Source organism: Pseudomonas sp. Soil_N_39 (assembly GCF_057655955.1).
Genome location: NZ_JBDGLI010000008.1, coordinates 143,467 through 155,425, shown reverse-complemented (window position 1 = coordinate 155,425; position 11,959 = coordinate 143,467). Strand labels below are relative to the sequence as shown.

At 63.9% G+C, this 11,959-nt stretch carries 15 protein-coding genes; 11 read left to right on the top strand and 4 right to left on the bottom strand.

Features of this window, described 5'->3' with window-relative positions; all coding sequences use genetic code 11:
- The 4 genes from AC3A5O_RS14125 to AC3A5O_RS14110 form a co-directional block, all read right to left on the bottom strand.
- A complete protein-coding gene (locus tag AC3A5O_RS14125) occupies positions 1 to 441 on the bottom strand; it encodes a c-type cytochrome (RefSeq protein WP_003202495.1) in 441 nt (146 codons plus the stop codon).
- A gap of 225 nt (positions 442 to 666) precedes the next feature.
- Positions 667 to 912 carry a cytochrome C oxidase subunit IV family protein gene (locus AC3A5O_RS14120; RefSeq protein ID WP_122566480.1) on the bottom strand — a complete coding sequence of 82 codons (246 nt, stop codon included), beginning with the start codon at positions 910 to 912 and terminating at the stop codon, positions 667 to 669.
- A gap of 12 nt (positions 913 to 924) precedes the next feature.
- Positions 925 to 1,509: a cytochrome c oxidase subunit 3 family protein gene (locus AC3A5O_RS14115; RefSeq protein ID WP_487753324.1), complete on the bottom strand. Its 585-nt coding sequence runs from the start codon at positions 1,507 to 1,509 to the stop codon at positions 925 to 927.
- Positions 1,493 to 2,296 (bottom strand): CbbQ/NirQ/NorQ/GpvN family protein, encoded by an 804-nt coding sequence (locus tag AC3A5O_RS14110; protein ID WP_122566478.1) that lies wholly within the window; start codon positions 2,294 to 2,296, stop codon positions 1,493 to 1,495. Before AC3A5O_RS14110 ends, AC3A5O_RS14115 begins: the two co-directional genes overlap by 17 nt.
- 198 nt (positions 2,297 to 2,494) lie before the next feature.
- Here AC3A5O_RS14110 and nirS point away from each other — a divergent pair, with 198 nt between their 5' ends.
- From nirS to AC3A5O_RS14055, 11 genes are all read left to right on the top strand, one after another.
- Entirely contained in the window at positions 2,495 to 4,174 is a 1,680-nt protein-coding gene (gene nirS, locus AC3A5O_RS14105; protein WP_122566477.1) for a nitrite reductase, read from the top strand.
- Between the two features lie 24 nt (positions 4,175 to 4,198).
- Positions 4,199 to 4,507 carry a c-type cytochrome gene (locus AC3A5O_RS14100; RefSeq protein ID WP_053119574.1) on the top strand — a complete coding sequence of 103 codons (309 nt, stop codon included), beginning with the start codon at positions 4,199 to 4,201 and terminating at the stop codon, positions 4,505 to 4,507.
- Between the two features lie 179 nt (positions 4,508 to 4,686).
- Positions 4,687 to 5,016, top strand: coding sequence for a c-type cytochrome (locus AC3A5O_RS14095; RefSeq protein WP_487753323.1), 330 nt, complete (start codon positions 4,687 to 4,689; stop codon positions 5,014 to 5,016).
- Positions 5,013 to 6,191, top strand: a complete 1,179-nt coding sequence (locus AC3A5O_RS14090) for a cytochrome D1 domain-containing protein (RefSeq protein ID WP_487753322.1) — start codon at positions 5,013 to 5,015, stop codon at positions 6,189 to 6,191. The genes AC3A5O_RS14095 and AC3A5O_RS14090 overlap by 4 nt, the downstream gene beginning before the upstream one ends.
- A 2-nt stretch (positions 6,192 to 6,193) precedes the next feature.
- Entirely contained in the window at positions 6,194 to 6,652 is a 459-nt protein-coding gene (locus AC3A5O_RS14085) for an Lrp/AsnC family transcriptional regulator (protein ID WP_487753321.1), read from the top strand.
- Positions 6,649 to 7,161, top strand: a complete 513-nt coding sequence (gene ahbB, locus AC3A5O_RS14080; RefSeq protein ID WP_487753320.1) for a siroheme decarboxylase subunit beta — start codon at positions 6,649 to 6,651, stop codon at positions 7,159 to 7,161. The genes AC3A5O_RS14085 and ahbB (AC3A5O_RS14080) overlap by 4 nt, the downstream gene beginning before the upstream one ends.
- Positions 7,154 to 7,597, top strand: coding sequence for an Lrp/AsnC family transcriptional regulator (locus tag AC3A5O_RS14075; protein WP_122566472.1), 444 nt, complete (start codon positions 7,154 to 7,156; stop codon positions 7,595 to 7,597). Before ahbB (AC3A5O_RS14080) ends, AC3A5O_RS14075 begins: the two co-directional genes overlap by 8 nt.
- Positions 7,572 to 8,141 (top strand): siroheme decarboxylase subunit beta, encoded by a 570-nt coding sequence (gene ahbB, locus AC3A5O_RS14070; RefSeq protein WP_487753319.1) that lies wholly within the window; start codon positions 7,572 to 7,574, stop codon positions 8,139 to 8,141. The genes AC3A5O_RS14075 and ahbB (AC3A5O_RS14070) overlap by 26 nt, the downstream gene beginning before the upstream one ends.
- Before the next feature lie 67 nt (positions 8,142 to 8,208).
- Positions 8,209 to 9,390, top strand: coding sequence for a heme d1 biosynthesis radical SAM protein NirJ (gene nirJ / locus AC3A5O_RS14065; protein ID WP_487753318.1), 1,182 nt, complete (start codon positions 8,209 to 8,211; stop codon positions 9,388 to 9,390).
- A gap of 37 nt (positions 9,391 to 9,427) precedes the next feature.
- Positions 9,428 to 10,270 (top strand): uroporphyrinogen-III C-methyltransferase, encoded by an 843-nt coding sequence (gene cobA, locus AC3A5O_RS14060; protein ID WP_305481454.1) that lies wholly within the window; start codon positions 9,428 to 9,430, stop codon positions 10,268 to 10,270.
- The gene (locus AC3A5O_RS14055; protein WP_487753317.1) at positions 10,267 to 11,763 is read left to right on the top strand and encodes a cytochrome D1 domain-containing protein; all 1,497 of its coding nucleotides are present in this window, start codon (positions 10,267 to 10,269) and stop codon (positions 11,761 to 11,763) included. Before cobA ends, AC3A5O_RS14055 begins: the two co-directional genes overlap by 4 nt.
- Positions 11,764 to 11,959 lie beyond the last annotated feature (196 nt).

Here is an 11,959-nt window from a genome sequence, read left to right as displayed (position 1 = left end):
TCAGCCCTCCTTGTTTGGCGGCCAGCCATTGGTGTTGATTTTCGAGCTCCACTTGAGGAACTCGGCGATGTCGTCGACTTCCTGCTCGCTCAGGTTGAACTGCGGCATGGCCCGACGACCCGGCACGTTCAGCGGTTGCATTTTCATCCAGGCCTGCAGGAACGGCTTGAAGGCCTCGTCGCCACCGCGCCGGTTCACGACGTTGCCCAGCTCCGGCGCAAAATACGCGCCCTCGCCCAGCAGGGTATGGCAACCGATGCAATTGTTGCGCTCCCAGACGCCCTTGCCGCGTATCACCGACTCCGTCAATTGCGCCTGGTTGCTGCGTTCGGGAAAGGTCTGTTCCGTGTGGTAGGTCAGGGCCAGGAATATCAGAAAGAAGAAGATGCTTCCCCCGAAGTAAATATTCCTGGCCATGCCTTTGGTGAAGGTATCTGACATGGTCACTTCCTCATTGCTTGGCGTGACCATTTTAGGAAGCGAGGGGTCTGAAACCGCTTGATGGCGATCAAGAATCTCCGATGGTTTTGCTGGGTTGTTCCAGCGCTGCCCAAAAGCCAGGTGAGCTGTTGTGTTTTGCTGGGTTGTTCCAACATCGCCCGAAAGCCAGGTGAGCTTTTGTGGCGAGGGAGCTTGCTCCCTCGCCACAGGGGATTGTGTCGGGAATCAGAGCGTGAATGAGATTGCAATCGCGAGCACCATCGCCCAACTCAACACCAACCGCCGCCACAACCGCGGTGCATGGCGCAGTTCCATGAAACCGTCGGCGATCAGCCAGGCCTTGGTCACCGCGACCGCCAGGATGGCAATGGACACCAACCCGCTGGCAGCGACCTGGCCCAGGGCGACGGTGCCGGTGCTCAGCACAGCCAGCGTCATCCAGCAGGCGATCAAGACACGGGAAGCCGACATGAGCACCTCCGCTCAACCGAGAATGTAGACAACCGGGAACAGCAGCACCCAGACAAGATCCACCATGTGCCAATACAGCACACCGGATTCCAGCCCACTGTTGCACTGCGACCCATAGCGACCTCGCCGGCAACCCTCGGCAAGCCAGGCAAGGATCACCATGCCCAGTAGCACATGGAGGAAATGAAACGCAGTGAGGATCCAGTACAAGGTGAAGAATGTGTTGTGCTCCATCCCCAAGCCGTTCGCCAACAGATGGGCGTACTCCGTGAGTTTGATCGCCACATAGCCGCAGGCGAGCAACAACGCCCCGCACAATAACAGCGCGGCTCGACGCGGTCGGTCGTGCCTGACTTGCTCTTGGGCCAGGGCGGCGAACAGGCCGGCAGTCAACAAGCTGAGGGTCATCGCCAGACCCGTGGACCGGTCCAGCAACTGCCGGCCCTCGCTGAACATCTGCGGATGCAACGCCTGGGCAACGGTGAACGCCAGGATCAACAGCGCAAACACCGACAACTCGGCGAGGATGAAAAACCACATCGCCAGATCCCCGGGCAAGCGCCGGGACACGCCAGCGGTTTCAGCCGAAGTGGACATCGACCACATCCATCAACGCGGCAACAGTCTGCGGGTCGTCACTCAACGGCTCGGCCAGGCACGCCAGGCAGGCTTGGCGCGGGTCCATGCCGGAACCGATCATGCGCGCGGCGAAAATCAACAGGCGCGTCGAGGCCACCTCTTCAAGGTCGTGCTGATCGAGCCGGCGCAGCGCCTGCCCGAGCCGCACCACCTGGGCCGCCAGGGCGATGTCCACACCCGCCTCGCGGGCGACGATGCGCTCTTCATCGGCCACCGCCGGATAGCCAAAGCGCATCGCCACGAAACGCTGGCGCGTGCTGGGTTTCATGCCCTTGAGCAGGTTCTGGTAACCGGGGTTGTACGACACCACCAGCATGAAGGACGGCGGCGCCTGCAGCACTTCGCCGGTGCGCTCCAGGTACAACTGCCGGCGATCATCGGCCAGCGGGTGCAGCACCACCGCCGTGTCCTGGCGCGCTTCGACCACTTCATCCAGATAGCAGATACCGCCCTCACGCACGGCCCGGGTCAAGGGGCCGTCCTGCCACCAGGTGCCCTGGGCGCCGATCAGGTGACGGCCCACCAGGTCGGCCGCGCTCAAGTCATCGTGGCAGGCGACGGTGTACAGCGGCAGCTTCAGCCGATGGGCCATGTGCTGGACGAAACGGGTCTTGCCGCAACCCGTGGGGCCTTTGATCAGCACCGGCATGCCGTGATGCCAGGCCTGTTCGAACAGCGCCTGCTCGTTGTCCTGGGGTTGATAAAAGGGTTCGTCGGGGTGCTGCAAAGTGTGGATAGCGTTCATGGCGGGGCCTGATCAGACAACACGATTGGCGGCCACGCTACGGCGCCCTGCGACAACCTGGCAAGGGCGGCGGCCGGCAAACTTGATCGCCGTCAAGCGGCTCACCACCGCCCTGGGCATAGCCTTGCATCGCACCAAGAACCTGCGCGCCGAACGTCAACTACAGCGCAGCGCGGGCCATGCCTGAGGAGAAATGGAATGCTGATCAGCCACAAAAAAACGTGGGCCCTGAGGGTGACGGCGCTGTGTACAGCGCTGGTTGCTCCCTACGCCTTCGCCGACCAACCCACCACGCCGGAACCGTCCCGCGTGGTCAAGACCGAAGGCGCGCCGGACCTGAGCCAGGCCGACTTCGACTCGGCCAAGGAAATCTATTTCCAGCGCTGCGCCGGCTGCCACGGGGTGCTGCGCAAAGGCGCCACCGGCAAACCGCTGACACCCGACATCACCCAGTCTCGCGGCCAGGCTTACCTGGAAGCGCTGATCACCTACGGCTCGGCCGCGGGCATGCCGAACTGGGGCACCTCCAACGCCCTGACCAAAGACCAGATCACGGTGATGGCCAAGTTCATCCAGCACACCCCGCCGACACCGCCGGAATGGGGCATGGCCGAAACCCTCAAGACCTGGAAGGTCCTGGTCAAGCCTGAAGACCGGCCGACCAAACAGCTCAACAGCCTCAACCTGCAGAACCTGTTCTCGGTGACCCTGCGCGACGACGGCAAGATCGCCTTGATCGACGGCGACAGCAAGAAAATCGTCAAGCTGATCGACACCGGCTACGCGGTGCACATCTCGCGCATCTCGGCGTCGGGCCGCTACCTGTTGGTGATCGGTCGGGACGCCAAGATCGACATGATCGACCTGTGGCCGAAAGAGCCGACCAAGGTCGCGGAAATCAAGGTCGGTATCGAAGCCCGCTCGGTGGAGACCTCCAAGTTCAAGGGCTACGAGGACAAGTACACCGTCGCCGGTTCCTACTGGCCGCCGCAGTTCACCATCATGGACGGCGAGACCCTGGAGCCCAAGCAAATCGTCTCGACCCGGGGCATGACCGTCGACACCCAGCAATACCATCCCGAGCCTCGCGTCGCGGCCATTATCGCCTCCCACGAATGGCCGGAGTTCATCGTCAACGTCAAGGAAACCGGCAAGGTGATGCTGGTCAACTACCAAGACATCAAGAACCTCACCATCACTAGCATCGACGCCGCGCCGTTCCTCCATGACGGCGGTTGGGACAGCAGCCATCGCTACTTCATGACGGCCGCCAACAACTCCAACAAGGTTGCGGTGATCGACTCCAAGGAACGCAAGCTCACCGCCCTGGTGGACGTCGGCAAGACCCCGCACCCGGGCCGCGGCGCCAACTTCAACCATCCACTCTATGGGCCGGTCTGGGCCACCAGCCACTTGGGCGATGCCGGGGTTTCGCTGATTGGCACCGACCCGGCCAAGCATCCGCAATACGCCTGGAAACAGGTCGCTTCGCTGCAGGGCCAGGGTGGCGGTTCGCTGTTCATCAAGACCCACCCCGCGTCGCGCCACCTGTATGTCGACACCACCCTCAGCCCCGACACCAAGCTCAGCCAGTCGGTGGCAGTGTTCAACATCGACAAGCTCGACGCCGGCTACACCGTGCTGCCGATTGCCGAATACGCCGGCATCAAGAAAGGCGCGTTGCGCGTGGTGCAACCGGAATACAACAAGGCCGGCGACGAGGTCTGGTTCTCGGTCTGGAGTGGTCAGGAAGACGAGTCGGCGCTGGTGGTGATCGACGACAAGACCCTCAAGGTCAAGAACGTGATCAAGGACAAGCGCCTGATCACCCCGACCGGGAAATTCAACGTCTACAACACCCAACACGACATCTATTGAGCCCCATCAATAAGAGGAAAAACCATGAAGCCTATTCTGATTGCCCTGGCCTTGACTGCCGCCTACAGCCTGCCGGCGTTGGCGCAGGACGGCCCGACGTTGTTCAAGAGCAAACCCTGCGCCGCCTGCCATTCCATCGACACCAAGGTGGTGGGCCCGGCGCTCAAGGAGGTCGCGGCAAAAAACGCCGGCGTCGCCGGGGCCCAGGACGTGCTGGCCAAGCACATCAAGGAAGGCACGCAAGGCAACTGGGGACCGATGCCGATGCCGGCCAATCCGGTGACGGAAGAGGAAGCCAAGATCCTCGCGGCGTGGGTCTTGACCCTTAAATAACCTTGACTGAGGGCATCTCCCTGTGGCGAGGAGAGTTATGTGGGAGCAAGGCTTGCCCGCGATGGCTGCGATGCGGTCTTTCAAGGATCAAGGCGCCTGTATCGCGAGCAAGCTTTGCTCCCACATACCCCTCGCCACAAAGGCCGTGCGCGACTTTATTTTCTGATCAGGAGGACGTCATGGAACGACACCGCTTCACCACCTCGATGACCACCCTCCTCTTGGTTTTCTCCACCTGCGCGCTGGCCGCTCCCGACAGCCAGCGCCAGGCCCGATTGCAACACCTGCTGGACCAGGACTGTGGCGCCTGCCACGGCCTGTACCTGACCGGCGGCCTCGGCCCGCCCCTGACCCACGAAGCCCTGGCCGGAAAATCCCGCGACAGCCTCATCGCCACCGTCACCCTCGGACGGCCCGGCAGTGCCATGCCCGGTTGGGCAGCGTTGCTTTCACCCGACGACATTCGCTGGCTGGTGGACCGGCTCCTTCAAGGAAAACCCGCCTCATGATCCGTTCCTTCCTGTCCTCCACGGCCATCGCCCTGCTGCTCTGCGGTTGCGCCCAGACACCGTTGCGCGGCACCGGCGACTTGGGCGTGGTGGTGGAACGCGCCAGCGGCAGCCTGCAAATCATCGAAAGCGACACCCGCACCGCCCTGGGTCGCGTCGAAGGCCTGGGCGACTTGTCCCACGCCTCGGTGGTGTTCTCCCGTGACCAGCGCTACGCCTATGTGTTCGGCCGTGATGGCGGCCTGAGCAAGGTCGACCTGCTGTGCGCACGCATCGAGCGCCGGATCATCCAGGGCGGCAACAGCATCGGCGGCGCGATCAGCCAGGACGGCAAGCTGATCGCCGTCTCCAACTACGAGCCCGGTGGTGTCAAGGTGTTCGATGCCCAGACCCTGGAACAGGTCGCCGACATCCCGGCCACCCCGCTGCCCGGCGGCCAAAAACGTTCACGGGTGGTCGGCTTGGTGGATGCGCCGGGACAACGCTTCGTCTTCAGCCTGTTCGACACCGGCGAAATCTGGACCGCCGATTTCAGCCTCGGCCTCACCCCGCGCATCGAGCGTTTCACCGCCATTGGGCTGCAACCCTACGACGCCCTGATCACCCCGGACGGCCGCTATTACATGGCCGGGCTGTTCGGTGAAGACGGCATGGCCCAACTCGATCTCTGGCATCCGGAGCGCGGGGTGAAACGGGTGTTGGGGCATTACGGGCGCGGCCAGGCGCGACTCCCGGTGTACAAGATGCCGCATCTGGAAGGCTGGGCCCTGGCCGACCAGCAAGTCTTCGTGCCTGCCGTCGGGCATCACCAGGTGTTGGTGATGAATGCCGAGGACTGGCAGCAGACCGACGCCATCGCCGTGGCCGGCCAACCGGTATTCGTCACGGCGCGACCGGACGGCCGGCAGCTGTGGGTCAACTTTGCCTACCCGGACAACGACCGCGTCCAGGTCATCGACACCCAGACCCACGCCATCGTCGCCGACCTGCGGCCCGGCCCGGCCGTGCTGCACATGGAGTTCACCGCCCGGGGCGACCAGCTCTGGTTGTCGGCCCGGGATGGTGGTCAGGTACAAGTCTGGGACCCTTATCGCCTCGAACGCCTGGGCAGCCTGCCGGCCCTGAGCCCCAGCGGTATTTTCTTCAGCAGCCGCGCGCACAAGCCGGGGTACTGACCATGACACCCAACTCACTGGCCCGGCGCCTGATCGATCGATTCCAGCATGGCCTGCCGTTGTGCGCCGAGCCCTATCAAGCCATGGCCCAGGCCTTGGGCTGCAGCGAGGCCCAGGTCATCGACTGCCTGCACCACCTACAGGTGGCCGGAACCTTATCGCGGGTCGGCCCGGTGTTCGAGCACACCCGGGCCGGGGCCAGCACCCTCGCCGCCCTGGCCGTGCCCGAAGAGCGCTTGCACCAGGTAGCGGCACGCGTCAGCCAATACCCGGAAGTCAATCACAACTACGCCCGGGAGCATCGCTACAACCTCTGGTTCGTGCTGACCGGCCCCAACCGGGCGCACCTGGACAACATCCTCCAGGAACTGGAACGCGACACCGGTCTGACGCCACTGGACCTGCCCATGCTCACCGCCTACCGCATCGACCTGGGCTTTGCCCTGGAGGCCATCTCATGAAAAACACCCTGAGCGAGCAACAGTCACTGGCACTGCGCCGTCTACTGGAAACCGGCCTGCCCCTGACACCGCGTCCCTTCCAGGCGCTGGCCGAGCAGATCGAAGCCAGCGAGCCACAGGTGCTCGAGCAGGTGCAGCGCTGGCATGAACAGGGGCTGTTCCGGCGCGTCGGCCTGGTGGTCAACCATCGCGCCCTGGGATTTGCCGCCAACGCCATGCTGGTACTGGACGTGCCGGACGCCCTGGTCGATGAAGTCGGCCGTCGCCTCGGTCAGGCCCCCGGCATCAGTCTTTGCTACCAGCGCCCGCGGCGCCTGCCCCAGTGGCAATACAACCTGTTCTGCATGATCCACGGGCGCCAGCGTGACTGTGTCGAGGCTCAGGTCCAGGCGCTGCTTGAAGAACATCTGCTGGACGACCTGCCCCACCAGTTGCTGTTCAGCACGCAGTTGTTCAAGCAATGCGGTGGACGTTTCGCCGCACCGGCCGGAGCCCGTATCGATGGATGACCTGGACCGCCGCCTGATCAATCGCCTGCAACTGGGCCTGCCCCTAGTGCGCCACCCTTGGCAAGCCCTGGCCCAAGAGCTGGACAGCAGCAGTAGCGAATTGCTCGATCGCCTGCATGAGCTGCTCAACGACGGTGTACTCACCCGCTTCGGCCCGATGTTCGACATCGATCGCCTGGGCGGTGCGTTCACCCTGGCGGCGCTGGCGGTGCCCGAGCCACGCTTCGACACCATCGCCGAGCTGCTCGCCGACATGCCCGAAGTCGCCCACAACTACCGCCGCGAGCACACCTGGAACATGTGGTTCGTGCTCGCCTGCCCCAGCGAACAGGCGATCCACGACACCCTGCTGCGCATCGAACATTTGACCGGCCTGGTGCCGCTGAACCTGCCCAAAGAGGAGACCTACCATGTCGGCCTGTATTTCCCCGTCTGAGTCTTCGTGGCAAGCGCCGCCACGGCGGGATGAAACACCCCTGGCCCGGCGCCTGGTGGAACTGACCCAGGCCGGCCTGCCCTTGCTCGAAGACCCCTGGGCCTGGCTGGCCGAGCAACTGGGCTTGAACGTGGAATCCACCCTCGACCTGCTCAAGCGCCTGCAAGCCGAAGGGGCGATCCGGCGCATCGCCGCCGTGCCCAATCACTACCGCCTGGGTTATCGCCACAACGGCATGACGGTCTGGGACGTGGCCGATGCCGACATTTCGCGCCTCGGCGCCCTGCTGGGGGCGCAGCCCTTCGTCAGCCACTGCTACCGGCGCCCGCGTCGGCCCGGCTGGCGCTACAACCTGTTCGCCATGGTCCATGGCCGCAGTCGCGAAGAAATCGACAGTTACCGTGAACACTTGCGCTACCTGCTGGGGGACGCCTGCACCGGCGACGACATGCTGGTGAGCAGCCGCATCCTGAAAAAAACCGGCCTGCGCCTGACGCCTGTGGGAGCAACGCTTGCTCGCCAAACAGGGGCGTCGGTTTTATGAAGGACCGCATCGGCTTCATCGCGGGCAAGCCTTGCTCCCACCACGCCTTGCTCCCACGGAGCGACTTATGTTGAGGATCAGCCACTACCTGCGAGCCCTGGCCGGGCACTGCCCCGCCCCACGCGTCGCGCCACCGGGCAGCCCCCGTCCGCCAGTGGTGATCTGGAACCTGCTCAGGCGTTGCAACCTGACATGCAAGCACTGCTATGCGACATCGGCCGACAGCGTGTTTCGCGATGAACTGGACACCGTTGCAGCGCTCAAGGTCATCGACGACCTGCATGACGCTGGGGTGCGCGTGCTGATCCTGTCCGGTGGTGAACCGCTGCTGCGCGACGATCTGTTCCAGCTCAGCGCCTATGCCCGCGGCAAGGGCTTTTTCCTCGCCCTGTCCACCAACGGCACGCTGATCGACGCGTCCAATATTCAGCAGATTGCGGCGGCGAACTTCGATTACGTGGGCATCAGCATCGATGGCCTGGAAGCGACCCACGATGAATTCCGTCAGCTCAAGGGCAGTTTCGCCAGCTCCATGGCGGCCATCCGGCTCTGCCGCGAGCAAGGCATCCGGGTCGGATTGCGCACCACCCTCACCCAGCAAAACCATACCCAGTTACCGCGCTTGCTGGATTTGATGAATGAATACGACGTACAGAAATTCTATCTGTCGCATCTGAACTACAGCGGACGCGGCAAGCGCAGTCGCAAACTCGATGCCCACCAGCAAATGAGTCGCGAGGCCATGACCTTGATCTTCGAGCGGGCCTGGCACGACATCGAACAAGGCCGCGACAGTGACTTCGTCAGCGGCAACAACGACGCCGATGCAATCCTGTTGCTGCACTGGGTATCCCGGCACATGCCCCACCACTACGCCGCACTGGAGCAGATGCTGCGGGCCTGGGGCGGCAATGCGTCGGGCAGCGGCATCGCCAACATCGACAACACCGGCGAGGTCCACCCCGACACCTATTGGTGGCAGCACTCGGTGGGCAACGTTCGCCAGACGCCGTTCAAGAGCCTCTGGCTGGAGCGTCCCGACGCCCTGCTGTTGAAGCTGCGCGAACACCCTCGAGCCGTGGGCGGCCGTTGTGGGCAATGCCGCTGGCTGGACATCTGCAACGGCAATACCCGTACCCGCGCCTGGGCCGACGGCGACCTGTGGGGCCAGGACCCCGGCTGCCACCTCAGCGATGACGAAATTGGCCTGCACGCGATTCCCAGCGTTGCGATGCCCTGCGCCCGATAAACCAACGGCGAACCTGATGACGAACCAAGGAAGTCCCATGCCTGCCTCCATCGTTTTGCCCGCTGCCCTGCAATCGCCCTTCAGACCGGGTGAAGTCGCCCTGGTCGGCGCCGGTCCCGGTGACCCGGGCCTGTTGACCTTGCGCGCCTGGAGCCTGTTGACGCAGGCCGACGCGGTGGTCTACGACCGCTTGATCAGCCCGCAATTGCTCAATCTGATCCCCCTGCCCTGCGCCCGGCACTACGTCGGCAAGGCCGCCGGTTGCCACAGCCTGCCCCAGCCACAAATCAACGAACTGCTGGCCGACCTGGCCGATCAGGGACAACGGGTAGTGCGGCTCAAGGGCGGTGATCCGTTCATCTTCGGTCGCGGTGCCGAGGAGCTGGAGTATCTCCTGGCCCGGGGTATCAATTGCCAAGTCGTGCCCGGCATCACCGCCGCGGCCGGTTGCAGCACCTATGCCGGCATTCCTCTGACCCATCGCGACCTGGTCAACTCCTGTCGCTTCATCACCGGTCATCTGCAACGCGAAGGCGACTTGGACCTGCCCTGGCAAAGCCTGGCGGATGACAGCCAGACCCTGGTGTTCTACATGGGCTTGTCAAACCTCGGCACCATCGCCACGCGGCTGATGGCTGCGGGCCTGGCGGCTGACACGCCGGCGGCGTTGATCAGCAACGGCACGCGCCCCGACCAGCAGGTCCTGCGCGGGACCCTCCAGCAACTGCCGGACATGTCGCGGGCCTGCGCCGAAGGCCTACCGACCTTGACGGTGATCGGCAAGGTGGTCGGTTTGTTTGCCCATCAGTTGCTGGAGCATCCGGCACGCCTGCACCCGGTCACGCTGGTTCAGCCGGGTATCGCGAGGGTGGCATCATGAGGATCGGCTGGCTGGCTCCGTTGCTGTGGATCGGCGCCGTCCAGGGTGCCACGGTGCCTGAGCCGGACCTGGCATTGGCTGAGCAGGACTACCAGCGACACTGCCAGCAGTGCCACGGAGTCAATCGCATCGGCGCTGCCGGCCCGGCGCTGTTGCCCCAGAGCCTGAGCCGGATCAAGCCCGACGAGATCCGCCAAGTAATCGCCAATGGCCGCCCGGCCAGCCAGATGGCGGCGTTTGGCACGGTGCTGACGCCTGCCCAGATCGATGGCCTGACCCACTATCTCCAGCGTCCGCCCGCCGTCGAACCAACCTGGAGCGAGGACGACACACGCCGCAGCCATCGCCTGCTGGCGGATGTCGTCGCCCTGCCCGATAAACCCCAACACCACGCCGATCCGCTGAACCTGTTCGTGGTGGTGGAGGCTGGCGACCATCACGTCGATATCGTCGACGGCGATCGCTTCGAGGTCCTGGCGCGCTTCGCCTCACACTTCGCGCTGCATGGCGGACCGAAGTTTTCGCCGGACGGACGCTTCGTCTATTTCGCCTCCCGGGACGGCTGGATCAGCCTGTATGACCTGCACAACCTCACGCTCATCGCCGAGGTGCGGGCCGGGCTCAATACCCGCAACCTGGCGGTGAGCAAGGACGGGCGCTGGGTGCTGGTGGGCAACACCCTGCCGGGCAACGTGGTGGTGCTGGATGCCCGTGACCTGTCGCTGGTCAAGACGGTCGCAACGGTTGGGCTGAACGGCCAGGCCTCGCGGGTCAGTGCGGTTTATACCGCGCCGCCGCGGGACAGCTTCATCGTGGCCTTGAAGGACGTGAAAGAGGTCTGGGAACTGTCCACCGGGCCGAACCCGGACTTCGTGCCCCGGCGGATCGAGGCCGAGGATTACCTCGATGATTTTTCCTTCTCGCCCGATTACCGGCAATTGCTCGCCACCTCGCGCAAGGCCCAGGGCGGCCAGGTGATCGACCTCGACACGGGGCGGATCGTCTCTGATATCGCGCTGCCGGGCATGCCGCACCTGGGCTCGGGGACCTATTGGAAACGCGACGGGCACTGGGTGTTCGCCACGCCCAACATCAGCAAGGGGCTGATCTCGGTGATCGACTTCGACACCTGGAAAGTCATCCAGCAGATCCCCACCCTGGGGCCGGGTTTCTTCCTGCGCAGCCATGCCAACTCCCGCTACGCCTGGACCGATGTGTTCTTCGGCCCCGACAACGATGCCATTCACCTGATCGACAAACAGACCCTGGAAATCGCCCACACCCTGCGGCCCATGCCCGGCAAGACCGCCGCCCACGTCGAGTTCACCCGCGACGGCCGCTACTTGCTGCTGAGTATCTGGGACACCGATGGTGCGCTGATCGTCTACGACAGCGACACCCTCAAGGAAATCAAGCGCCTGCCCATGAACAAGCCTTCGGGCAAGTACAACGTCGGCAACAAGATCGAGTTTGCCGAGGGGACGTCCCACTGAAAAAAAGGGGGCTGATGCGCAGCCCCCAATAGCAAACTTCCCTGCCACAAAAGACTGCGACGGTGTCCGGTTGGAATGACTATTGTGGCGAGGGGATTTATCTATGGAACAAAGGCCTATGGGAGGCTGTGGGAGCAAAGGCCTGTGGGAGCAAGGCTTGCCCGCGATGAACGATAACGCGGTTCAGCTGCTCGAC